The 24,638-nt window shown below is 56.1% G+C and carries 14 protein-coding genes; 1 reads left to right on the top strand and 13 read right to left on the bottom strand.

Annotation, left to right across the window (positions count from 1 at the left end):
- Window positions 1-74 precede the first annotated feature (74 nt).
- The 4 genes from HMPREF2528_RS05965 to msrA all read right to left on the bottom strand — a co-directional run bounded on the left by HMPREF2528_RS05965 (window position 75) and on the right by msrA (window position 3,530).
- On the bottom strand, window positions 75-839 hold the full coding sequence (locus HMPREF2528_RS05965; RefSeq protein WP_080974517.1) for a DUF6318 family protein: 765 nt from the start codon (window positions 837-839) through the stop codon (window positions 75-77).
- A 259-nt stretch (window positions 840-1,098) separates the two neighbouring features.
- Window positions 1,099-1,890 carry a DUF6318 family protein gene (locus HMPREF2528_RS05960; RefSeq protein WP_044150520.1) on the bottom strand — a complete coding sequence of 264 codons (792 nt, stop codon included), beginning with the start codon at window positions 1,888-1,890 and terminating at the stop codon, window positions 1,099-1,101.
- 140 nt (window positions 1,891-2,030) lie between these two features.
- Window positions 2,031-2,795 (bottom strand): DUF6318 family protein, encoded by a 765-nt coding sequence (locus HMPREF2528_RS05955; RefSeq protein WP_044150517.1) that lies wholly within the window; start codon window positions 2,793-2,795, stop codon window positions 2,031-2,033.
- A gap of 213 nt (window positions 2,796-3,008) precedes the next feature.
- Window positions 3,009-3,530 carry a peptide-methionine (S)-S-oxide reductase MsrA gene (gene msrA, locus HMPREF2528_RS05950; RefSeq protein ID WP_049345412.1) on the bottom strand — a complete coding sequence of 174 codons (522 nt, stop codon included), beginning with the start codon at window positions 3,528-3,530 and terminating at the stop codon, window positions 3,009-3,011.
- Between the two features lie 150 nt (window positions 3,531-3,680).
- Between msrA and HMPREF2528_RS05945 the strand changes: the two genes are divergently transcribed.
- Complete coding sequence (locus HMPREF2528_RS05945; RefSeq protein ID WP_070543150.1) at window positions 3,681-4,613, top strand: Nif3-like dinuclear metal center hexameric protein; 933 nt, start codon at window positions 3,681-3,683, stop codon at window positions 4,611-4,613.
- A gap of 130 nt (window positions 4,614-4,743) precedes the next feature.
- Here HMPREF2528_RS05945 and HMPREF2528_RS05940 read toward each other — a convergent pair whose 3' ends face one another.
- The 9 genes from HMPREF2528_RS05940 to HMPREF2528_RS05900 all read right to left on the bottom strand — a co-directional run bounded on the left by HMPREF2528_RS05940 (window position 4,744) and on the right by HMPREF2528_RS05900 (window position 24,209).
- Window positions 4,744-6,372, bottom strand: a complete 1,629-nt coding sequence (locus tag HMPREF2528_RS05940) for an S-layer homology domain-containing protein (protein WP_012903679.1) — start codon at window positions 6,370-6,372, stop codon at window positions 4,744-4,746.
- 340 nt (window positions 6,373-6,712) lie between these two features.
- On the bottom strand, window positions 6,713-8,284 hold the full coding sequence (locus tag HMPREF2528_RS05935; protein WP_049341403.1) for a hypothetical protein: 1,572 nt from the start codon (window positions 8,282-8,284) through the stop codon (window positions 6,713-6,715).
- A gap of 288 nt (window positions 8,285-8,572) precedes the next feature.
- Window positions 8,573-10,108, bottom strand: coding sequence for an S-layer homology domain-containing protein (locus tag HMPREF2528_RS05930; RefSeq protein WP_070543147.1), 1,536 nt, complete (start codon window positions 10,106-10,108; stop codon window positions 8,573-8,575).
- 346 nt (window positions 10,109-10,454) lie between these two features.
- Entirely contained in the window at window positions 10,455-11,339 is an 885-nt protein-coding gene (locus HMPREF2528_RS05925) for an S-layer homology domain-containing protein (protein ID WP_049349972.1), read from the bottom strand.
- A gap of 458 nt (window positions 11,340-11,797) precedes the next feature.
- Window positions 11,798-13,630 (bottom strand): S-layer homology domain-containing protein, encoded by a 1,833-nt coding sequence (locus tag HMPREF2528_RS05920; RefSeq protein ID WP_070543143.1) that lies wholly within the window; start codon window positions 13,628-13,630, stop codon window positions 11,798-11,800.
- Between the two features lie 419 nt (window positions 13,631-14,049).
- On the bottom strand, window positions 14,050-16,170 hold the full coding sequence (locus HMPREF2528_RS05915) for an S-layer homology domain-containing protein (RefSeq protein ID WP_070543140.1): 2,121 nt from the start codon (window positions 16,168-16,170) through the stop codon (window positions 14,050-14,052).
- A 337-nt stretch (window positions 16,171-16,507) separates the two neighbouring features.
- Window positions 16,508-18,556 (bottom strand): superoxide dismutase, encoded by a 2,049-nt coding sequence (locus HMPREF2528_RS05910; protein ID WP_083297890.1) that lies wholly within the window; start codon window positions 18,554-18,556, stop codon window positions 16,508-16,510.
- 238 nt (window positions 18,557-18,794) lie between these two features.
- Window positions 18,795-22,037: a siroheme synthase gene (locus HMPREF2528_RS05905; RefSeq protein WP_070543135.1), complete on the bottom strand. Its 3,243-nt coding sequence runs from the start codon at window positions 22,035-22,037 to the stop codon at window positions 18,795-18,797.
- A gap of 231 nt (window positions 22,038-22,268) precedes the next feature.
- On the bottom strand, window positions 22,269-24,209 hold the full coding sequence (locus tag HMPREF2528_RS05900) for an S-layer homology domain-containing protein (RefSeq protein WP_246823894.1): 1,941 nt from the start codon (window positions 24,207-24,209) through the stop codon (window positions 22,269-22,271).
- Window positions 24,210-24,638 lie beyond the last annotated feature (429 nt).

Genomic DNA, 24,638 nt, shown 5'->3' with positions numbered 1-24,638 from the left:
CGCCCACGGTGCATTACCGCAGGCGGGGGAGAAGCCTACCTCAAACCGTTAGACCGGAACCGATATGGTGGGGCCTAGACAGAAGAAGAGCTAGAGGAAGAAGCGGAAGCCGACGAAGAAGAGCCTTCATCGCCGGTGAGCATAATCCACTTACCGTCCTTGTATTCCACGGCAACCTTCGCCAGCTTGCCATTCGGGCTAGAAGCGGTCTTAAAGGGCTGGTCAGACTTGCCCTCAATGTGAATCTTCGCATCGGCGCTGTAGTTCATGTATGCCGGCCAGTCGTAACGGGTACCCTTACCGGACGCCTTCTTCGGTGAACCACTAGTCAGCTCAAGAGTAACCGGGGTATCCGTACCGTACATCCAGCCCAGATCGTTCTCGTACATGATCGTAAGTTCCTGCAGACCATTCACATACACATCTGCAGGGTCAGCCTTCTTCATCGGCTCAGTATCACCGGTCATTAGCGCATAGTTAAAGCTTGCCAGCCAGTAGCCAATGAACGCATACATGCCATCAACGTTATCTTCGTTCATGTTCGCCGGGGCGAGGGGCTTGGGCACATTCTGCGCCTTCTTCTCGGCAGTGGCAGGAACGTATTCGCCGTTCTTCTCGAAGTTATCGAACTTCACAAAGCCCTTATAGGACTTGTCCGAAGAAGCAGATGCGGAAGCAGCGGCCGAGGCGCTTTCAGAAGCGGAGCTAGACGCCGAACCTTCAGCCGTCGGGCGAATATCGCTAGCGCACGCAGTCAATGCAGCCAGCACACCGGCACCGGTCGCACCCAGCGCCACGCGGCGGGACATACCAGCAGAAATGGGGGAAGGGCTCGTCATAATCAGCCTTTCATAGGAAGTCAACAAAGGAAATTGAGTGAGTTGACAACCCCATCATACCGGCAAACACGCAGATACCCGGCAGTAGCCGTCATCGAGTGCCGATGACAAAGCAACCTAATACCGCTGCAAAGCAACCTAAATACCGCAGCAAAGCATCACCGAGTTCCGGCATAAAGAAACCCCGCCCACGGTGCATTACCGCAGGCGGGGGAGAAGTCTATCTTAAGCCGTTAGACCTTACCTATAGGGTAGGTGCTTAGACAGAAGAAGACCCGCCGGCAGAGTCAGTCGCAGAAGAGCCATCCTCACTGCTGACCATAATCCACTTACCGTCCTTGTACTCCACACTAACCTTCGTCAGTTCCCGCGAACTATCCTCCATGAAAGGTTCATCAGGGCTGCCTTCAATGTGAATCTTCATATCGGCGCTGTAGTTCATGTACGCCAACCAGTCATAACGAGTTCTGCTACCGGAAATTTTCTGTGGTGAATCAGAAAGCAACTCAAGAGTCATAGGGCTATCCACACCGTAGAGCCAGCCCGCATTATTTTCATAGGCAACCGTCAAATTCTGGTAATTCTGCAGTGAATCCGCAGATTCAACCTTCTGCAGCGGCTCAGTATCGCCGGTCATCAGCAGATAGTTGGAACTCGCCAACCAATAACCAACGAACGCGTAAATACCGTCAACGTTCTGCTCGTTCATGTTCGCCGGAACGAGAGGCTTCGGCACATTCTGCGCCTTATGAGTGGCGGTTGCCGGAACGTACTCGCCGTTCTTCTCGAAGTTATCGAACTTCACGAGGCCCTTATAATGCTTGCCGGAAGAAGCAGAAGGCGAAGCGCTAGCCGAGGCACTGGGTGAGGCACTAGCTGAAGCGCTCGCGGATGCACTAGCAGAACCGGAAGTAGAGTTAGACGCCGAGCCATCAGCCAGCGGGCGAATATCGCTAGCGCACGCAGTCAATGCAGCCAGTACGCCGGCACCGGTTGCACCCAGTGCCACGCGGCGGGACATACCAACAGAGGTGGGGGAAGGGCTCGTCATAATCAGCCTTTCAAAAGAAGTCAACAAAGGAAATAGAGTGAGTTGACACCATCATTATACCCTAAGCACATGAATGGATATCAAATACCACTACCTATATCCTTTTGCGAAGAAAGGTCTAAAAAGCTGCAATTAGTGCACTAGGACGCTGAGGGGCTCGCAGACTCCGTGCTCTTATCAGCATCCTTATCTTTCTGAGTGCTCATAAACCAAGCACCCTCCTTATACTCCACAACAATCCTCATCGCCTGCCCCTGAGAATCTTCTGCCCTAGCCAGCGACTTATCGCGGTTGTCCCCCTCCGTCAGATGCCTCTTCGCATTCTGGTCAACCAGAGAACGAGCACGCCAGAAATAACGAATACGGTCGCCCTCAACCTGCGTGGGAGTGTCCGTCATCAGGTACACAGACATCGGCTCGCTCGTATCGTAAATCCAGCCGCGCCCTGTCTCATAGAGCTTAACCATCGGCTCAAGCTCCTTATAGTATTCGCTACTCGGGTCCGTCTTCTTCAACGGCTCAATATCACCCGTCAACGCCAAATAATTAAAGCTAGAAATCCAATAGCCAATCAGCGCATAAATACCGTCAATGCTCAGCTCCTGCACCTTCTCCGGCATGAGCGGTTTGGGCACGTTCTGCGCCTTCTTCTCAGCCGTGGCAGGAACGTACTCGCCGTTCTTCTCAAAGTTATCGAACGTGACCTTACCCTTATACGACTTATTCGCAGACGGCAACGTCGACGAAGCAGAGGGGCTCGCGCTCGCTGACTCAGAGGTGGCAGCATCAACCGGCGGATGCACCGTACGCGCACACGCAGACAACACAGCGGCAAGACCAACACCGCCCGCACCCAACACGGCGCGGCGGCTCAAGGCGACGGGCTTAGAAGAGGGGCTAGTCATCAGCAGTCTTTCGGTGAGGTCAACGGATGTGGGGAGTGAGTCGACACCCCCATCATACCGGGCGCACCTTATAGCAACCGTAAAGCACCGGCGAATAACAAATAGTCGGGCGCATATGAAGACACCCCATAGCTGCCACACAACAAAAGACAGCTACGGGGTGAACAACGTAATACGCCTCGGCTGAACCGGGCCCACCGGCTAGCAGAGTGGTTAACGGAGCAGATGCGCAAAATTACGGCGCGCGTGAGCCACCTTCGGGCTCACCACAAACGCACAATAACCCTGCGCCGGATTCAACGCGTAATAATTCTGGTGATACTCCTCAGCCTCATAGAACACGCCCAGAGGCTTAATCTCCGTAACGATGGGGGAGGAGTACAGCTGCTGAGCACGCGCCACCGCACGCTCAAACGCCTCACGCTGCTGCTCATCCGCGTAGAAAAGCACCGAACGGTACTGCGAACCGGTATCCGCACCCTGACGATCCCAGCTGGTCGGGTCGTGGCTCGTGAAGAAAATATCCAGCACCGTATCCAGGTCAATCACCTGCGGGTCAAAGCTGAGCTTCAGCGCCTCCTGATGCCCGGTCGCACCCGAACACACCGAACGATAATCAGGGTCGGGAGTATCGCCGCCCGTGTAGCCGCAGACGCTCTCCTCAACCCCGCGGAACTGGCGGTACACCGCATCCAGGCACCAGAAACAGCCGCCGGCAAGAACAACATCAGTCATGATTCCTCCTCGAATATTGAGCATCGAACTGACACTTAGAAATCCACACTACCTAAAGAACACCGCAGGGCCGCACAATATTCCTGCGCTACCGCAGGCTTCGGCGTAAACCGCCACCTGCCCCGCCGCGTCACCTGCCACAATAGAGGTATGACTGAAAAACTAGAAACCCCCACCCTCGCAGAAGTCGTCGACGCCTTCCACACACTCTTCCCGCCGCAGCTCGCCGCCGGATGGGACGCCTCCGGCCTCGTCGCCGGACGTGGCGCCGCCAAAGTGAGCACCGTCCTCTTCGCAGTAGACGCCCTCACCGCCACCGCTGAAGAAGCCGTAGCCGAAGGCGCGCAGCTACTCATCACCCACCACCCGCTGCTGCTCCGCGGCGCAAAGTTCATCCCCGACAGCGACTACAAAGGCAATGTTCTGCACACCCTCATCGAGGGCGGATGCGGACTGCTCGGCGCGCACACCAACGCAGATGCCGCCGTTGAAGGCGTGAACGAAGCACTCTGTGACGCTATCGGCCTGATTGACCGCGAACCGCTCACCGAAGCACAAACCCAGGTACTTGACGAGCAGGAACACGCGGTAGGCACCGGCCGCCTCGGCACTCTGCCCGAAGAAATCACCCTCAAGGAACTCGCAGAACGCCTCGCTACGGCATTGCCCGCGACCGCCGGTGGCCTGCGCATCGCTGGACGCGCTGACCAGCCGATCCGCCGCATCGCCCTCTGCGGTGGTGCCGGTGACTCCCTCTTTGACGCTGTGCGCGCCACCGACGCGCAGGTGTACATTACCGCCGACCTGCGCCACCACCCCGCCAGCGAATTCCGCGAAACCGCACGAGTTGACGGTAGCAACATCGCCCTGATTGATTGCTCCCACGCCGCCAGCGAATCCCTCTGGCTACAGTCGGCGGCAAACCGCCTGCGCGCCCTGCTCGCTGAGCGCGGCTTCACCATCGAAACGAAGCTGTCCGCACTGAACACCGACCCGTGGGACTTCACCGTCTCCACCGGCGTGGCAACCGGTCATGACGCGCACTCGGCAAGCACCGCCGCAGCCCCCGCGTGGGAACTCTAGGGCGAGAATTCTAGGGGTGAGAACTCTAGAAGAATCCGCGCAGATTCCCTCACCGCGTACTCAGTGCGTAAGAGCCCGGGCACCCCGTCCGTTGTGACGAGGTGCCCGGGCTAGAACCGGCCTGGCCTACTTAGTTAGCAATGCGATACAGGCCAGTAGTGATAGGGTTCATCACGCGATGCCGGTAATAGAACAACATCCAGTCCAATTCAATGCGGGTCACAGCATGATTCGGTTCAAACATGCCGGTCTCGGGAGTAATAACATTCTGCTGGGTAGCCCACAGAATCTCACGGTAGAACGCGGAATCCGGCGTAACATCCGGGAAGGATGAAACACCCGATACTTCCGGTGAACCAGACGCACGGTAAATCATTGCGGCAACGGTTGCATTCGTGAGACCGTCCTCCGCGTGGAACTTTCCGTCAGGTCCGCCGAAGGTAACACCCTTTTCACGAGCCCAAATGTAGGCGGCGTAGTTCGGATCGTCCGTCTTCACATCCGGCCACGGGGAGACTTCAGGAAGGTCCACCTTGGGGCTGCCCTTCATCTCATAAAGGGAGGAAACCAGCTCACCGCGGGTGGCAGGCTGCTTCTGTTCCTCGTCGTTCAGCGATGTCGAAAAGTACATACGTTCCTCTACGGGTACGTAAGCATTCGTGAACCGCTGGACACCCTCAAACTTCAAATCCTGGTGCGCCAAAAGAACGCCGCGGTGCTCCGGGGCAAAACCCACCATCGGGGTAATGAGAGTCTTATCCGTCTTGCTGGGGTAACCGTAGTCGCTCCACGCCTCAATGACGTACTGCTTGGACGGATCCAGCGTGTTCGCGGGAATCTTGAGATTGACGAAAGCGAAGCCTCCCTCCAGGCCCGTCTCGTATTCATCATCACCGTGGACGTAACGCTTCATCTCGCTCATAACCAGGACGGGGGAACCCGTGCCCTTCTCGCGAATGACGTACATCATGCCCTCAACGCCGGGGATGTCAGTCCCTACGAAGCCCTGACCCTGAATCAGCAGCTCCTGATCCTTTGTGGTGTCCTTCAAAGCGTCGTATTTCAACTTAGGTGCGAAGGTGTCGAAGTGATAATCATTGGTGCTCAGACCGTGATGCGTCACAACGTTCTTGCGAGCCCAGATATCCTGAACGGTTGACTGCGGCTGGCCCTCGGGCTCGGCGAGGATGCCAACCTCGTAACGCACCTTGTCCAGAGTCATATCCGGGAAATACTCCGTGAGAGTGTAGTAACTCGGCAAAGTATTAGCTTCAACCTTCAGCGGGGCGACAAAGGTGCCGTCATCGTCAATGGTGAAGTCCTTGCCCTCTTCAAACCGCAGAAGAGTGTCGGTAATCTGCAGAGCGTTATAGGGGACGTTCTCCTCGGGCGCGATGTAGATGACAACCTTGCCGTGCTGCTCGCGCCACTCCTTGGTGAATCCGCTGCCCAGAACCGTAATTTTGCTGTCCTCACCGGTGTACAGGCCGTCGCCCTCTTGCATGAAGACGTCACGGCCGTCCTGGTAGTAGTAATCCTCATAGACAACGGTGAAAGACGGCTCATCCGCAACGTCCTGAGTTGCAGGGGTGGGGGTATTGGTAACCGGCGCGTTAGCAACGGGCACATTTGCGGTGGGCGCTGCGTCCTGGGCTGACGCCGGGGTCAGCGGCAGGACCATCACGCCCGCCAGTGCGAGCGCGCTACAATTCCGAGCCGCGCGGAGGAATGAAGACTTAGAGTTCGGAAGTGAGGACATAAGACATCCTTAGGGTCATTTCTCCGGGGCTGCGCGAGCTTACCGGCAGGTTGGGAATCGGTCGCAGAATCTGCGCACGCCCGATGAGAAAAGTGGTTGAAAATCCCCCTCGGTTTCGGGGATATCCTCACCCTATCAAAGCGTTGAACGATTGTCAGGAAACACTCAAGGAATACTTTATGGTTTCGAGAAATCTCATACAGCGGTAGCTGTTAAAAGCTGAACCCCGTGCTCCCGAACAGAAAACCATTCGGGAGCACGGGGAACCAGAGAGTTATCCGATGCACCGCACGCGCCCTCAAGGTAAAACCCGAGGGGGATGCGGGCGGGCTAAACGACCTTACTTAGCGCGAGCCTGGAACGCCTCAATCAGAGTCTCCAACTCACCATGAGTCACCATGTACTGAGCATCGAAAGCGCCGTTAGCGTTCAGCACCACCTTGTTCTGCTGAGCCCACAGAATCTCACGGTAGAACGCCGAACCGGGAGCCACATCACTGTACGGGGAGTCGCCCTTAACCGCGGGCGAACCAGCCGCACGGTAGGTGAACGCCGCAACGGTAGCGTTCGAAATGCCTGCATCAGCATGGAACTTGCCGTCCGACCAGCCGAAGGTAATACCCTTCTGACGAGCCCACACGTACGCGGGGAAGTTCGGGTCGGTGGTCTTCACATCCGGCCAGGGAGAAGTTTCAGGCAGCTTCACCTCGGGGGTGCCCGCCTGAATGTACAGGGCAGCTGCGAGCTCACCGCGGGTAGCGAGGGTCTCCAGCTTCTCATCGGAAGGATCGGGCTTCTGGTTGTCATCCTTCTTGGGATCCTGAGCGTTGGGCAGGTTCGCCTCCCTGTAACCGTTCGTGCCGTTCAGGTCCAGGTCCTGCCACGCGAGTAGGGTACCGCGGCCCTTGGTGGACCTGCCCACGACCGGTGCGATCAGCTTACCGTTATTGCCGTAACCGTCGTTAGCCCAGACCTCAATCACGTACTTCTTCGAAGCGTTCAGAGTGTTTGCCGGAAGATTCACGGTACCGTTCAGGTTGCCATCACGGTACGCCGAAGACTGGGTGGGGTGGTCAAACTCGATAATGTCGCTGGTTGCCAGAACCGGGGTGTTCGAGCCCTTCTCACGAACCACGAGCTGAACGCCCCTAACGGAGTGAATATCGCCGTTAAACCCCTGGCCACCAACGTTCAGATCCTGTGATTTTATGGGGTCAGTCACAGCGTTGTAACCCAGGCGCGGTGCGAACGGCGCCGGCTTCTCACCCATAGTATTCAGTACCTGGGTGCTCACCACGTTCTTGCTGGTCCACAGCTCCTGAGCGGTCAGCGGCTTCTGATCCTTCTGTTCAGCAACCACGCGAATTTCGTAGAGGACATCGTACTTGGTGCCGCCGGTCGGGTCGTGGAAGTTGTCATCATCGATGAAGTAGTAGGCAGCAAGCTTGTACGCCTCAACCTTCAGATCAGCCTCAAAAGTGCCGTCATCGGTAATGGTGAAGTCCTGACCCTCCACGAAGCGCAGCATCTTCGAAGTCGGAATCTCGTAGCCGGAGGGCGCGTAGTTCGCGGGAGCAATGTACAGCGCCACGGTACCGTGCTGAGCACGCCACTCCTTGGTGTAACCCGCACCCTTCACATGGATGGTACCGCCCTCAGTCGTGACGAGGGAGGGGTTCACGCCGTCGTACTTGTAACCGTCAGGGATGGAAACCTCAAGGGTCGGGGTAGCCGCAGCGACCTGGTTAGCTGCCTGAGGGGTAGCGGCAGCAACAGCGGCATCAGCGGCAGGAGCCGCATTCTGAGCCAGTGCCGGGGTCATCGGCAGAACCATAGCACCAGCCAACGCCAATGCGCCGCAACCCTGAGCAGCGCGGAGGAAAGAAGACTTAGAGTTCGGAAGCGAGGACATAACACATCCTTAAAGTTGTTTCTCGCAGGGCTCTGCGGGCTCAACGGCGGGTAGGGAATTCGCCGTTGAATCTGCGCGCCCTATGAGAAAAATGGTTGGAAGCCCCGTCGGTTTCGGGGACATTTTCACCCTATCAAACCCTCCAAATGATGTCAGGGAACACTCAAGGGAGGCTTGAAGGTTTTGAGACATTTCACAGGTTGATCAGCCGGTAAAAGCTGAACCCCGTGTGCCCGAACAGAAAACCTGCTCGAGAACACGGGGTATTCAGCGTAGAACTAGTCCGCCTTACTTAGCGCGGTTCTGGAAATTGAACAGCATCTGCTCCAACTGACCACGATTCACCAGGTCCGTCGCATTAAAAGAGCCGAAATCCGGATTAATGACATACTGCTGAGTGGACCACAGAATCTCACGGTAGAACGCAGAATTCGGCTTCACATCGGTAAAGGAAGACACACCTGATACCGCCGGGGAACCCGCTGCACGGTAGGTGAACGCCGCAACCGTAGCGTTCGAAATACCGGCATCCGCGTGGAACTTACCATCAGACCAGCCGAAAGTAATACCCTTCTGACGAGCCCACACGTAAGCGGTGTAGTTCGGGTCGGTGGTCTTCACATCCGGCCAGGGGGAGACTGCCGGGAGGTTCACCTTGGGGCTACCAGCCTGAGCGTACAGTGCCGCAGTCAACTCGCCGCGGGTAGCACGCTGCTGTTGCTCCTGGTAGGTGAGCTTCGAAGTCAGGGTCTTGTATTCTCCCTTGGGCACAGTAGCATCCGTGAAGTCCGGAACACCCTCAAACTTCAGATCCTGGTGAGCCATAAGAACACCGCGGTGCTCCGGCGCCAAACCCACAATCGGGGTGATGAGGGGCCTGTCCTTCTTGGTGAGGTCGTAGTCGTAGTCGCTCCACGCCTCAATGACGTACTGCTTAGACGGATCCAGGGTGTTTGCGGGGAGCTTGATGGTGCGGTAAAGAGTGCCTCCCTCCAGGCGGGTTACGCCATCGGGACCTTCATAGTAGGACTTCATATCGCTCATCGCCAGGACGGGGGTGCCGGTGCCCTTCTCACGAATCACGTACATGGCACCCTCACGGCCAGGCAGTTCCTCCCCAACGAAACCCTCACCCTGAATCAGCAGCTCCTGATCCTTCGTAGTGTCCTTCAGGGCATCATACTTCCACTTAGGTGCCAGGACCTGCGGATGGTAAGCGCGGGTGTACATCGGGTGGTGGGCGATAACGTTCTTGCGAGCCCAAATATCCTCAATGCTCGACTGCGGCTGACCCTTAGCCTCGGTCAAAATACCCGTCTCGTAACGCACCTCATCCAGGGTGATACCCGGGAAATAATCGATGGGAGTGTAGAAACTCTCCAGCGCCTTAGCCTTGACGGTCAGCTTTGCCTCAAAAGTACCGTCATCAGCAATGGTGAAGTCCTTACCCTCTTCAAAACGAAGCATCGAGGTGGAAGGCTCAGCATTACCGGGGCGATCCTTCGTAGCAGCAATGTAGAAGACAACGGTGCCGTGCTGCTCACGCCATTCCTTGGTGAAACCGGTACCCTTCAGGGTCACGGTGCCGCCCTCACCGGTGTAAAAAATGGTGTCATAGTCGGTGGAGTACGTCGGCTGTGCCGCAGCGTCCTGAGCTGCAGGCTTGGGGGTCACAGCATTTGCCATCGGTGCATTAGCGGCAGGTGCCGCATCCTGGGCGAGTGCCGGAGTCATCGGCAGAACCATCGCACCAGCCAGCACCAGTGCGCCGCATCCCTGCGCCGCACGGAGGAAAGAAGACTTAGAGTTCGGAAGCGGGGACATACATCATCCTTACGGGTCGTACCCACCGGGATGATGCAGTTTCATAGGGTTTCTGGGGTGAGAAATCTTCGTCGAATCTGCGCCAACCCAATGAGAAGTGGTCGAATATCCCCGTCAATTTCGGGGACAATTTCACCCTATCAAAGGGCTGAACAGATGTCAGGAAACACTCAAGAGAGACTTGAAGGTTCTGAGGGTTTTCCCAGGTTGACCAGCCGCTAAAAACTGAGCCCAGCAGGCTAAAGCCCGAAAAAAGAACCCCGCACTCCCAAACAAGAGTGCGGGGCCGCCAAACACGCTAAAGCAAAGCGCTAAAACAAAGCACAGAAACTAGGAAGTGCAAAAACTAGGAAGTGCGGAAGTACAGGTACATCATCATCGCAACACGACCACGAGACGTCTGAGCCGTCGGCTCAAAAGCATTACCCTCAGACACCGTAGACACACCACGACGAGACGCCCACACAATCTGACGGTAGAACGGAGTCACAGACGAAACATCGCTAAACGGCGAAGAACCCGACATCTGAATCTTCTGCGCACCATCAGCACGGTACAGCAAAGCCGCCGCAGAAGCATTCGACAGACGCGCCTCCGCATGGAACTTACCATCAACCCAACCGGACGTAATACGCTCCTGACGCGCCCACAGGTACGCATCATAGTTCGGGTCAGACTCATCAACATCTGCATACGGCGAATGCTCCGGACGGGTCACTGCCGGCGAACCCGCCAGCTTATAGAACATGGTGATCAGCTCGCCACGAGTCACCGGATCCTCAGCACCAAAATGGTCCTCAGAAACCGGAAGCATAGTCTCAGTACGAACAGCCCAACGGATACCCGCATAGTACGCAGAGTCCTCGGGAGCATCAGCAAAAATAGTGTTCGCATCCGGCGCAGTCACGGACGGACGCAGAATCTTCGGGCCCTGAGTCGAAGAACTCGACGCCAGAGGAGAGGAGGTAGCAGGCACCGAAGCAGCTACCGGCGCAGCAGTATCCGCCGAAGAAAGACGCGCCTCCGACGAATCATAAAAAGAGAAAAGAGGTGAGAACGGCAGATACAAAACACCCGCCAACGCCACAGCGCCAACAGCCAGCTCAATACGGCGGCGCTTACGCTTCTTCGACTCAGCCTGAGAAGAAGCCTCGGGGGTGCCCTCCGGTGCCAGCAGAGGTGCAGAAGAATTATGGGCAGTATCAGTCGACTGCTTAAAATTCTGGGACATAAATCCTCAATGTGGTTGATGTATCGGTGTGTGCAGGGCTCCCTCTAGTTCTTCTACGCACCCAGCCGGATAAGGGTGCGCACTAAGGGGGCGCAACAGTCCTAAGCATAAACCACAGCTTGAAAAATATTAATTTACACTCCACAGAACATTCTTAAAAAGGGGAGTGGAGCACCCCAAAAATCCGCCCAATAGCGGGTACCGCATGAGGTGCGCCCCACATGCGGTACAGCCCACATTAGCGTGTTAGCCGGCAAAAATACCTCGAAAAACCGCGGAACATTAGCGGACAACAGCCCAGCTCACCACACCCCTACAGATACCCTGCAGACACCTCATAAACACCCCGCAAGAGCACAGAAAAGCCGGGTCAGCGGGATAAAACCAATGTTTCATCGCCGCCAGCCCGGCATAATCCATAGACCCTAGAGACTAGTCCTAGCGAACCTTATAGAGCCCTAGCGGACCTTGTAGTTCATCAAGAAACCAGCCAGCTCACCACGGCTCACCAGCGCAGACGGGTGGTACTCAGAACCCGGGAAAACCTGTAGCTTCTGCTGCTTAGCCCAAGTAATCTCACGGTAGAACGCAGAGCCGACCTTTACATCGGTGTACGGCGCCTCAGTCGCAACAACCGGCTTCTTACCATCGAAACGGTACAGGAACGCCGCAACAGTAGCGTTAGAAACAGACGCATTCGCGTGGAACTTACCATCAGACCAGCCGAAAGTAATGCCCTTCTGACGAGCCCAAATGTACGCAGTGTAGTTCGGGTCATCGGTCTTCACATCCGGGTACGGGCTAGTAGCCGGCAGGGTAACCTTCGGGGAACCAGCCATACGGTACAGTGCAACAGTCAGCTCACCGCGGGTCGCATCATCATTAACGCCGAACCAATCCTTCTCACGAGAATCAATCAGCTTCTGATCAGCAGCCCACAGAACAGCCTTGTGGTTCGCGTGAGCAGCCGGAACATCAGCGAAACGCTCACGAGCCTTCTTGTTCGCAGACTCACCGGTCAAAGTCAGGTAATCAGCCGCGATGCGCTCGCTGTCACCATCGGCGTAGTTCACGGTCACGAAAATAGCGTAGTGGCCATCAGCGTCCAGCTTGGTGCCGTCAACGTTAACGGTCGTCTCAAACGCGCCGGTTGCCACGCGGTCAGCGCTCAGAGTGATGCTATCCAGAGCCTCACCGGTCGGGTTGCCGTCAGCCTCAGCCTCAGAGAACAGAACGTTCACGGTAGCGCCAGCCGGAACCTTGAAGTCCTTACCCTTTACACGGATAGTGGTCGAAGAGCTCAGATCAACCTTGTCAGTGCTCAGGGACACCGAAGGCGAAGCAGTCTTAGCGTTCTCGCCGTTCACCGGAACAAACGCCTGAGTGCTCAGTGCCTGGTTGTTCGCCTCATCGTTATCTTCCGGAACATTGAACTCGAAAGTCTGCACAACGTAGGAGCTACCGGACTTCAGGGTACCCGCCGGGATGTCCAGAACAGTCGAGAAGCGGCCGTTGGTGTAACCCATGTACTGGCCGAAGAACGCAGAGTAGGAGGTGAACTTAGCCTCCGACTGAGCCAGCGCGGGGCCGGTCGCCTTGCCGGTCGCCGGATCAACCGCACGAACCGCAACAATCAGCGACTCGCTACCGTTGTACGAAATGTTCTGGAAGCCAGCACCGTTCACAGTGACCTTAGCGTTCTCAGAAGCATTCACCGACGAAGCGCTGTACGACAGGGTAGGGGAATCAACGGTGGGAACATCCGCGACCTTCAGCTCAGTACGAACCTCATCCGCGGGAATCCAGCCGTCTTCAGCGTCATCGCGGTAACCGAGCACAACATCGAAGGACGAGCCATTGGCCTCCAGATAGTTAGCGCCGATAGAAGCGGTCAGGTTCACGGTGCCGTCAGCCGCAAAGGCGGAGGCGGGAACATCCTGAACATAGAAGGGGTAATCACGCGGGTGGTGCGGCGGGAAAGCGACGCTTTCACCCTTCGGAACAACGTACAGGCGGAACGACTTGCCCTGAACGAAGTCCTTGGAGAAACCGGAGCCGCTAACCGTCACGTTGCCGCCCTTGAGAATATCAAAAGTGCCGGAGGTAACCTGCAGACGCTGAGCACCCTGAGCCTCGCCCTGTTCAACAGCCTGGGTTGCTACCGGAGTAGCAGGTGCGGCAAACGCGGGGGAGAGAGGCAAGAGCATAGCGCCAGCCAGGGTGATGGCGCAGCTGCTCTTGGCCACATTTTTGGGTAGCGCAAAGCGCATGTGGTTGGGAAGTGAGGACATTGTTATCCAATCAGTTTTTATCGGTGTCACGCATCGAGTGTGGTGCGCATAAACACCGTAGCAAATAGTTAAGACGTGCTGGAACCTGAAAGGTCATCAGTGCGAAAAATGCCTGTGTGTTTTATCGCATGTCTTAAGGTGAAGTATAGCTTTAAAAAGTATGTGCATGACGTGGAAAATATGCCTAAATAGTGTGCTGATAAGCACAAACACTGGTCACTGTACAAAAAAGAAAGCGTAAAAAACCCACCGCATTCGAAAAATTCGCACCTATGCAACCTCTGCAGGTTGAGAATATTCACAATGCGGTGGGCAAGGCAACATAAAAGTCACCCACAATAAAAGTGGCACATAAACAGAGCCATAAAGTCGCCTATTTGACGAAAGCCAACCAAAATAGCTAACGCCACGGCGAGACACTATGTGAGACGGCTGCCGCCGTGCTCCATGCGGTACAGCATCGTAGCGAGTTCCGTGTGCCCAATAAACGACTGCCCATACGCCTCATAGGTAGACTGTTCGCTGATATAACCCCAAATGTGCTGATCAATCGCCCACTGGGACTCCTTATGGAACGAGTAATGCCAGCCGAGAACAGTATTCCACCCACGTTCAGAAGAACCACCCGGCAGGCTACTCTTCTTTGACGCCGAAGAAACAGGACGAGGTTTCGCCGCAGGAACCTTACCCTGCGCCCTCTGATACCTATACAGGAACGCCACCGCCGAAGAATCGTAAACCTTCGCATCCGGGTGGAAACTACCATCAATCCAACCGAACGTAATGCCCTTCTGGCGAGCCCAAATATATGCGGCGTAGTCCGGGTCGTTGGGCTGAACATCCGGATACGGGCTGGTCTCCGGAAGCTCAACCTTCGGCGAACCCGCCAACATATAGAGAGCCACCGTCAGATCACGGCGCGTCATATTCTCAGAATAATAGAGCTCTGACTTGGGAAGCTGCTGAGCCTTGTACCACCTCTTCGCAGCCTCCCGCTCCTCAAACGCGTTCACCACCAAATCAATGTCAGTAGAAACAACCTGCTGTACAGAATCCGCGGCACCACCCTGACCGGGAAGAACCTTCTCCACCACCAGCTTGTAACCGCCCTGATAATTCAGCGCCTCACCGGGAACAGTGAGCGTCGCCTCCGTGTAACCGCTCTGGATGCGGTCAGCCGCAATATCCTGCTCCAGCGCCTTCTGGCCGGTCAGATTGCCAGAAGCATCCGTAGCCTGCATAGAGAAACGGTAATGGCCCTCAGTGAGCTTTGGCAGGTTCACGGCACGCACCTGCAACGTGTTCTTCTCCCAATAGGGGCTCACCTGCGGTGAATCAGAACGATATTGGTCCATCTGCTGCGGCTCAACGCGCAGAACCGGGGCGGCATCCTTCACCTCGGTGTTCGAGTTGGGCGAGCGCACCGGAATAAACGGGGCAACATCCGTCAAAAGGCTACCGGGTACCTTCTCCTCATCCGGATTCGGGAAGAAGCCGCTGTAGACGCCGATCATGTACGACTTGCCCGGTCGCAGAGTACCCGCAGGAATTGTCACATCCGCAGAGAAATAGTTGTTGAGGAAGCTCCAGCAATAGTATTCACCGCAATCCGTATAACGAACTGCATGAGTGAAAACGGGCTTGCCCACCATCAAACCCGTGGCGGGGTCAACCTCATACAGCATCAGATATGCTGGGGCACTCCCCGGCTCAAGAAGCTGCTTAGAGAGAATATGGTAGCCCTCAATCGTCAGCTGCGTATCAACCCAGGGATTATCAATCGCCGGCATGCTGTACACATAAGTAGTATGATCCGGCTCAGGGTCCTGAGTCAGGCTGAGCGGAGTGCGGGCAGTAAGGCGGGGGTCCTCATACTCCTCGGCGTTCGGTTCGCGCTCGCCCGCCGGATAGTAGGTCAGCACCACGTCAAGGGCAGGCGAAGGGGTTGCCCGGATGGTCTGCTTCTTGACCTCGAAGGTGAAGGTGATGCTCCCGTCCGGGTTGTCGTGGACGATACCGTCTTCTCGAAGATGATCGACCCTGCCGCTGTACAGGGGATTCTGGGTTGCCTCGCCGGTACGGGACCACTCGTAACCGGTACCACGGTTCACGAGGCCGAACTGGAAGAGCTTGTACTTCTTACGGAACTCGGGGGTCAACGGGGAAGTCGTCACGGACACCGTGCCGCCCTGAGAAATATTGAGAGTGCCGGTGGTGACCTTCAAATCAATCTTGTCAGCATCGCTAATACCGGTTGCGGCATCCGCCTCAGCGGCGCCGGGGACGGTAGCTACGGGGGTTGCCTGCAACGATGCGGCAGGGGAGACGGGGCTCGCCGGATCCGCTTGAGCAGGCTCCACCTGTGCGGGTTTCGTCTGTGCCGCATCAGCATGCGCAGCAGGGGTGACCGCCAGCGCCGGGGTCATGCCCAGCAACAGGGAGAGGCTGATTGCCTTTTTACTCTGGGCATTTTGAATGCGGATTTTCTGGGCAGGCGTCTTAGCGCCCTGAACTGTGGTTGGTCGGAAGAAAGAAGACACGGTTATCCCATCTAATGTTCTGCACTGTGCTTTCTATACCGCGGCTTTACACGGTGGTTTTTGCAGGGTGGTTTTCTGCACAGTGGCATTCTGTACGGTGATTGAAGCGAGTGAGGGAAAACGTTGAGTGGAAGGGGAGAAATGAACGAAAAGTTGAGTAGAAAGGGGGGGCGCACAGCGCGTCTTAGCGAAAGTGCTGGCGGGCTGAAAAGTCGGGCGAATCAGCCCGAAAATTTCAGCCCGCCATCACCGATTGTAAAGCAACACAACAATATGCCGTGTGGCCGCAGGGGACGACTCTCAAATAGCTACTTCAGGAATAACTATTTCAGGGCAACTACTTGAGGTGGCTGCCGCCGTGCTCCATGCGGTACAGCATCAACGCCAAGTCATAGACGGACGTTGTCTCCATGAAAAAGCGTTCGTGTTCCCAATCCCCGGTGTAGCCCCAAATGCGTTGCTGAACAGCCCACCGAGATTCACGCCAGAAAGCGCTACCCTCCTCCAAATCCAGAACCCATGGGTTAGCGCTCACCTCAGATTCATCCGACCCCGGCAGGCTACCGTTACGAGACTGCGGTGCGGCAGTCGGCGAGCCGGGAGACACCTTACCGCGCGAACGCTGATACCTATACAGGAACGCCGCCGTCGAATAATTGTGCATGTTCATCTCCGGGTGGAAATTCCCATCCGCCCAACCGAACGTAATGCCCTTCTGACGAGCCCAAATATACGCGGCGTAGTCCGGATCATCCGGAGCGATATCTCCATAAGGGCTCGTCGCCGGAAGCTCAACCTTCGGGGAACCCGCCAGGCGGTACAATGCCACCGTCACATCGCGGCGCGTCATATCGCGTCCCTCACTCAAAGAAGAAAACTCAGGAAGAACCTGACGGCGCTTAAACCATGCCCAGGCGGCGTTGACCTCCTTATTCTTCGTAAACTGCAGCTGTAGATCCTTCGAAGTAAGCTGCTCAACCGACTCAACCGTACCGTCCTTGCCGGCAGTCACCTTTTCCAAGAAGAGCCTGTACGAGCCGTCATAATTCAGCGGCGCACCGGGGACGTTCAGCTTCTCATCCACCGTGCCGTCATGGATGTTCTCAGCAGCAATCTCCTGCACCAGCGTTTTCTGACTGGCCAGAAGTCCCTGCGCGTCAACATGCTGCATCGAGAAACGGTAAGAGACCCCAGGCTGCTTCTTCAAGCCGACGGCGCGTACCTGAAGGATATTTTCCTCATCATAAGGGCTCACCGTCGTAGCCTTCAGAAACATCTCAGGGCTAGCCGATTCCTTATTAAGCGAACGTACCGGGATGAAATCTGCAACATCATTCAGCAACTCACCGGGGTAATTCTCATCCTCCGGACGGTCTTTACCGTAGAAACCAATCTTATAGACCTTACCCGGCTTAAGCGTTCCCCCAGGAATCGTAATAGACGTCTTAAAATGCCAATTCAGGAAATAAACGCGCTCTCCACTACGGGAAGCCGGGTACGGAATCCGAGTGGTGAATTCTGGTTCGCCTACAATCTTTCCGGTCTTCGGGTCGACTTCATAAAAAGCCAGAAGCGCGGGGCCATCCTTGCCCTCTCGACTACCGCTCGTAAGGATATGGAACCCCTCAATCGTCAGAGTCGTATCCTTCCACGGGTCATCAATTGCGGGCACACTGAAAATGTACGTCGTCTCAGTCGGCTTAGGGTCCTGCACAACATTAATAGGTGCACGCGCCACAAAACGGAATTCGGACGGCCAAAAATCCTCCCGGTGGCCCTTCTTGTGGTACGTCAAAATGACGTCGAAAAGAGTGCCTTCATTAGCCTCAATAATGTACGGCCCAATATTGAGGAAGAAGGTGTAGCTCCCGTCTGGGTTTTCTACCATCTGCTTCGGGTTGGGCTCACGGTCAAAGAGGTAGCCAAAGTAGGCATATCCGTCAATGCGGGCATGCGCGGCTTTGAAGTACGAAGAACCGCGATCAACCAGAGAAAATTCGTAGAATTCGTAATTCTGACGGAATTCAGCACTGAGCGGAGGCGTCGTCAGCGTGACGGTGCCTCCTCGAGTAATGTTGAGAGTCTCGGGAGAGACTGTAAACCCTTCCATTTCAGGATGGCGAGATTCATCTACCTCCGGAAGCGAATACGTGGGTTCGTCAGCATCTTCTTGAGTTGCAGCGGGGGAGGCGGGGGTCGCCTGCGCCGGCTGCGCCTGCTGCTCAGGTGTAGCCTGTGCCGGCGTTGCGAGTGCCGCCGGGGTGATACCGGCAAGCGGGCTCAAACCCAGCAGTAATGACAGGCTGAGCGCGCGGGCGCTCGCCGGGTGGCGCGGCGCAGTTGAGCGGCACCGGGCGCCTCGTGGTGTGAAGAATGAAGACATCATTATCCCATCTACAAAAAACTGTACGGTGAGTGAAGCGAGCGAGTAGACGAAGCAAGTGAAGAAGTTGAGCGGATAAAGCGTGAGAAGAAAAACCTCGAACAGGGGAGAAGAAGCCCCGTAAAGCCCGGTGTCGGGCACAAGAACTCGCAGAGGCAGGGAAGAAAAACAGAAGCAACACCGGTGGGCTGAAAAGCCGAACTATGTCGAGCATTCCAGCCCACCGGTTACCACGACCGCGCTACCTGAGGTGGCTGCCGCCGTGCTCCAAACGGTAGAGCATCAACGCCAAATCACCAGCGGAAACGAAAGACCTATCAAAGTCCTCATAAGCGTATTCCCCGTCAATGCGGTAACCCCACATGCGGTGATCAACAGCCCACTGAGCCTCACGCCAGAAAGCGCTACCCTGACGAACCTTATGCTGCCAGCCGCTAGCACTCCGGGGCGCGTCATTATTGCCCGGCAGGCTACTGTTCTTCGGCAGCGAGGCAGAGGTCGGTGCCTTCGGAATGGCCTGACCCATCGCCTTCTGATACCTGTACAGGAACGCCACCGTCGACGGGGCCGAAAGCTTCACCTCCGGGTGGAACTTACCATCAATCCAGCCGAAGGTAATGCCCCTCTGACGAGCCCAAATGTACGCGGCGTAGTCCGGGTCGCTTGTTGCCACATCCGCGTACGGGCTAAAAGCAGGCAGCTCAACCTTCGGGGAACCCGCCAGACGGTACAGCGACACCGTCACATCGTGGCGCGTCATACCGCTATGCCAGGACATCGGCGAAGGATTAGGCAAAATATCACGCTCAGCAAACCACTGCTCAGCCGCCTGCAACTCATCCTCACGCGTCAGCTTCAGAGGAATATCCTCGACAGCAAGCTGCTCCACCGACTCGCCAGCACCATCCTTACCGGGGGTGACCTTCTCCAAGACCAGACGATAAGCGCCCGAATAGCTCAGCTGCTGATCAATCGTCAGATTCAGCTCCACCCTGCCATCCTGGATGCGATCAGCGGGAATCGCCTGCTGGAACACCGTCTGACCGGTCAAACGCCCCTGCTCATCAACATGCTGCACCGAGAGGCGGTACGATCCTTCACCCGGTGCAGAGAGCCCGGTAGTGCGCGCCGTAAACAAGTTCGTCCGCGCGTACGGGTTCAGCCCCACCGACCCAAGGTGCAGCGTGGGCCCCGCAGAGTCCTGCTCGGGAGAATGCACCGGAAGGAACTCCGCAACATCATTCAGCATAGAACCCGGAGAATCTTCCATGCCGGGGTAAGGCAACCCGTTCCCATACATACCAATAAAGTAGAGCTTGCCCGGCTTCAACGTACCCGCAGGAATCTTCAGCTCCGCACTGAAATAGTTATTGCGGAACCACCTGGTGTTAACCCCGTAGTACGTGTAGTCATCCCGCTGAGTGAACACAGGCTCACCCACCATCTTTCCCGTTGCAGGGTCAGCCTCATAGATAGCGATGACCGGCCAATCATTACCAACCATTTCACTAGCCTGGGAGAGGATATGGCGTCCCTCAACCCGCAGCGTCGTATCCTTCCACGGGTTATCGATAGCGGACTGACTGAAGGTGTAGGTTCCACGGGTCGGCTGCGCTTCCTGAACCACATCAATATGGGCGCGGGCATACAAACGGTTCGACCTACTCGAAGGTTCCGGCTCAGTTTCATCCGACGGGTAGTACGTCATCACCACATCGAAGAGCTCACCGTCGGCAGCCTCAACGTACTGCGGGGGAACCTTAAACGTGTAGGTGAGGCTACCGTCCGGGTTCTCCCGCACCTGATGCACCAAATCCTTGAGCATTCCGCCGTACTCGTCGAGAGGCTCATAACTATTGTGCTCCGCATACACGTACACCGACCCGCGCTGCACCAGAGCCAGCTCGTAGAAAGTGTACTTCTTACGGAACTCGGGGCTCAACGGGGAAGTCGTCACCGACACCGTACCGCCCTGAGAAATATTGAGGGTTCCCGAAGTCACCTTCAACTCAACATTCCCCGGGTTCTCCGAATCAACAGCATCAGCGGCAAGAGGCGCCATCGGAAGCTGCGCGCTCACCGTGAACTTATGGCTACCGTACGAATACTGAGAGTCCGAGAACACCACACGCACTTCAGCCATCGAACCGCGAGAAGAAGGCCTATTGTAGGAATCACCATGAGCCTTATACTCAACCTCCACGGTCAGAGTGCCGTCAGCATTGCGGGTTACCAGCTCGTCACGCTTATAGTATTGACCCGCTACATCATTCCTCGCAAAATATCCCTGCTCACCAGAGGTAGCGTTATAAATCGACACAGAGTCAATGTAGTACCCCAGGTCAACCTCGGGTGAAATATTAGAAATAGTCACCTTATAGACGCGGTCCTGACCGGGATCAAAATCCTGCGCAGCAACAGATACCTTCGGCAGGGTATTCCTGAACGAATTATCCTGATACGCCATGCGCGCAGGGTTATTGCCCACCGGAACGAAGGGGAACTTACGCGTCAGCTTATTCCACCCGTGGGTTTCTACACCGGAAACACCCAGGGAATATCCCTTACCGGACTTCAAGACTCCCGCAGGGATAGTGACCTTCTTCTGGAAATAGCCGTTAGGAATCAGGCCCTTGAAAATGCGCTGATTCTCTTCCGTATCCGGTGCCTTCAGCTCACCAAGCGAAGCCACATTATCGTTCGTGACCTTTCCCTGCTCATCATGCTCGGATAGGGTGAACTTCACGGAGCTGACATCCTGAAAACCGGTACCCGTCAGCGTCACCTCAATCGGCTGACCGGAAGCAATCTGCTCCTCAGAAATAGCCGAAACATCATAGGTGATGGAGGGGAGCTGCGCCTTCGGGAGGTTGAACTCCACCGGCAGCGCCGTACGGACGCGATCCTCAGTATTCCACGCATAGGGGTGCGCCTCATCTACGGGGCGGTAGGTGAGAATAACCTCGTACTCCAGGTTTGCCGGCAGGCTATTCGCCGGAACCGTCAGGTCAGCGCTGAAACTGCCGTCAGCAGCCGGTTTCGGGGCGTCAAAGACAAGGCCGCGGTGATCAAGCTTCTGGTAGGGGTTAGCGTAGGTCGAAGAGCCCTTCGGGGCAATCGTGAGGCTACGCAGCTCATGATGCGCCAAGAACTCGGGGCTCAGCCCGGTACCCTCCACGTGCACGGTACCGCCGTGAAGAATGTCGAGGGAGCCGCTGGACACGCGCAGGGTCGGCAGGGAAGCATCCTGCTTAGCACCCTGCACGGGAGTGTTCTGCGCAGGTTCGTTCTGCGCAGGTTTGTTCTGGGCAGGCGCGTTCTGGGCGGGTGTTTCTTGAGGCGCCGCCAGCGCCGCCGGAGTGATACCTGCAAGCGGGCTCAAACCCAGCAACAGGGAAAGGCTGAGCGCGCGGGCGCTCGCCGGGTGGCGCGGGGTATCAGAATGGTGTGGGGCACCTCGTGGGGCGAAGAATGAAGACATCATAATCCCATCTACAAAATTTATACGGTGATTGAAGTGAGTGAGTAGATGAAGTGAGTGAAGAAGTTGAGCGGATAGATTCTGAAAAGCCAGGCTAGGGGAGACCCGTAAAGCCTGGTGTCAGGCAAGAGAGAACGCTGGTGAGAGGGCAACCGAGGCGGCACCGGCGGGCTGAAAAGCCGAACTACGTCGAGCATCCCAGCCCACCGGTTACCCCCTCACCGCGACCGGGCGTTACCTGAGGTGGCTGCCTCCGTGCTCCATACGGTATAGCATCACAGCCACCTGACGGTACGACATCTTGAAGCCCTCAAAGCTCTCATAGAAGTAACCTTGATCAGGCATGTAACCCCAGATACGTCGCTCAATAGCCCAACGAGACTCACGTGAAAAAGCAGTCTCCGGGCTGATCCAGAGCCGCCAATGAGAGCTATACGGGAAATGCGTCTGTTTCTTCGGGGTAGAGTCCGGTAGCGAAGGAGACGTCGGCAAGCTTGGCGACACCTCCCCCTGGGATCGCTGATACCTGTAGAGGAACGCAGCCGTGGAACGGTCCGAAAGCGGCTCATTCGGGTGGAAGCGACCATCAACCCAACCGAACGTAATACCCCGCTGACGAGCCCAAATAATCGCGGTATAGTCAGGGTCATCCGGCGTAATATCCGTGTAAGGGCTGACTGCAGGAAGCTCAACCTGCGGCGCGCCCGCTAACCGATACAGTGCCACCGTCACAGAACGGCGGTTCACTGATTCCCAATCGCGATCAGTGGGGTAGCCTGGCAGAATTTGACGGTTCACAATCCATTTCCTGGCAGCCTCCATTTCCCGTTCCTGACTGATATCCAAGTCCAGGTCTTTGGAAGCAACCTGCTCAACCGAATCGACAGTGTCACCCTGATTTGGGGTTACCTTCTCCACAAAGAGCCTATAGGCCACCTCAAAATTCAGGGCATAGCCGGGAAGAGAAAGCGTCTGCGCCGTACGACCCTTCTGAATGCTCTCGGCAGGAATCACTTTCTCCCAAGACTTCTGCCCGGTCGGACGGCCATGATCATCAATCGGCTGCAAGGAGAAACGGTAGTAGCCCTTGGTCAGCGGCGGCAGACCCAAAACAGTCACCTTCAAAGTATTATTCTCGCGATAAGGGCTCATCTTATCTCCCGAGACGTAGATGCTGGTGGGAGCTGCATCTTGCTCCGGGGTACCTACCGGGATGAAATCTGCCACATCGGTCATCCATGCACCAGGGTATTCCTCGGAACCCGGGCCAGGATAACCACCGCCGTAGAAACCAATCCTGTACAGCCTGCCCGCTTTGAGAGTACCCCCGGGAATCGTGATAGCCGTACTGAAATGGTCGTTCAAGAAACTATCACAGTACTGATTGCACCTGGTGTAATTCAGATTCTGCATAAACACAGGCGAACCAATACCCTGCCCGGTCACCGGATCAACCTCATAGAGGGTCAGGACCGCCGGGCCTTCAGGACCCCAAAAGGTGCTTTTCGAGAGGATATGGAAACCCTCAACCGTCAGGGTTGTATCCTCTTCCGGGTGCTCGATAGAAGATGAACTGAAAAGGTAGGTGGTCTTCGTAGGTTTAGCGTCCTGCACCACATCGGTAGGAGTGCGGACTACCCGGCGATTCGACCACGTCAACGGATCCGGCGCATACTCATTCGACGGGTAATACGTCAGTACCGTATCGAAGAGAGTCCCCTCTTTAGCCTCAACAATATGGGCGGGAACAACGAGCGTGAAAGTGAGGCTGCCATCCGGGTTCTCTCGCACATTACCCTGCTGCTTGAGGTCCTCGACCATCCCACCGTACTGAGTGAGGGGAACATAATTATGATGCCCGACATGGACGTACGTGGAACCACGTTCCACCAACGCGAGCTCGTGGAACGTGTACTTCTGCCTAAACTCGGCGCTCAACGGAGAGGTTGTCACCGACACGATACCGCCCTGAGAAATGTTGAGGGGGCCTGTCGTGACCTTCAAATCAATGTTCTCCAGCTCAGAGGCGGGATCGCCACCCTGCACTTGAGGCATCTGACGGGCCGGTGTTTCTTGAGTAGTTGCCTGCTGCGTGTTCACAGGGGAGGCGGGCGCCGGCTGGGCCGCCACCGGCGTCAAAGCCAACAGCGGAGACACGCCCAACAGCTGAGTCAAACCCAACGCCAGGGAAGCGCCCGCAACTTTTCGGCGTGCGCCACGGGCAGGCTTAAAGAATGAGGACATCATTATCCAATCTGAATTTTCTGCATGAATGAGGGTGAATGAGAAAAGAAGTTGAGAGGATCAATGAGTGACAGTCCACCGCGCTGAGCCTACGCCAAATCCACATCGTGGAGGACCCGTAGCGGCGGCATGCTGAAGTGCAATTTCAGCCTACCAACCCGCGTCTTAGACATTCAATGAAAACACGAGAAAAACATTCCAATAAGAGTTATAAGACAAAAAATTCGAAAATTACGCCCCCGGTTTTATACAAAGCCCGACCCCCAAAAAGACCACACAATAGAGAGACAAAAATGGAAGCATCACCAGCACTAAAAACCGCACCCAGCAGCGCCTGCACCAGAAAACGGGCACACGAAA

It is taken from the genome of Rothia sp. HMSC078H08, assembly GCF_001808955.1.
GTDB lineage: Bacteria > Actinomycetota > Actinomycetes > Actinomycetales > Micrococcaceae > Rothia.
The sequence above is the reverse complement of the archived record's forward strand: the minus strand, read 5'-3'. Positions and strand labels throughout refer to the sequence as shown.

What these genes read in the sequence shown, in the direction of transcription:
- HMPREF2528_RS05945 (WP_070543150.1), top strand. Translation starts at nt 3,681, where the DNA reads ATGACTGAAAAACTAGAAACCCCCACCCTCGCAGAAGTCGTCGACGCC.
- HMPREF2528_RS05965 (WP_080974517.1), bottom strand. Translation starts at nt 839, where the DNA reads ATGACGAGCCCTTCCCCCATTTCTGCTGGTATGTCCCGCCGCGTGGCG.
- HMPREF2528_RS05930 (WP_070543147.1), bottom strand. Translation starts at nt 10,108, where the DNA reads ATGTCCCCGCTTCCGAACTCTAAGTCTTCTTTCCTCCGTGCGGCGCAG.
- HMPREF2528_RS05905 (WP_070543135.1), bottom strand. Translation starts at nt 22,037, where the DNA reads ATGATGTCTTCATTCTTCGCCCCACGAGGTGCCCCACACCATTCTGAT.
- HMPREF2528_RS05955 (WP_044150517.1), bottom strand. Translation starts at nt 2,795, where the DNA reads ATGACTAGCCCCTCTTCTAAGCCCGTCGCCTTGAGCCGCCGCGCCGTG.
- HMPREF2528_RS05940 (WP_012903679.1), bottom strand. Translation starts at nt 6,372, where the DNA reads ATGTCCTCACTTCCGAACTCTAAGTCTTCATTCCTCCGCGCGGCTCGG.
- HMPREF2528_RS05935 (WP_049341403.1), bottom strand. Translation starts at nt 8,284, where the DNA reads ATGTCCTCGCTTCCGAACTCTAAGTCTTCTTTCCTCCGCGCTGCTCAG.
- HMPREF2528_RS05960 (WP_044150520.1), bottom strand. Translation starts at nt 1,890, where the DNA reads ATGACGAGCCCTTCCCCCACCTCTGTTGGTATGTCCCGCCGCGTGGCA.
- HMPREF2528_RS05910 (WP_083297890.1), bottom strand. Translation starts at nt 18,556, where the DNA reads ATGATGTCTTCATTCTTCACACCACGAGGCGCCCGGTGCCGCTCAACT.
- HMPREF2528_RS05920 (WP_070543143.1), bottom strand. Translation starts at nt 13,630, where the DNA reads ATGTCCTCACTTCCCAACCACATGCGCTTTGCGCTACCCAAAAATGTG.
- HMPREF2528_RS05925 (WP_049349972.1), bottom strand. Translation starts at nt 11,339, where the DNA reads ATGTCCCAGAATTTTAAGCAGTCGACTGATACTGCCCATAATTCTTCT.
- msrA (WP_049345412.1), bottom strand. Translation starts at nt 3,530, where the DNA reads ATGACTGATGTTGTTCTTGCCGGCGGCTGTTTCTGGTGCCTGGATGCG.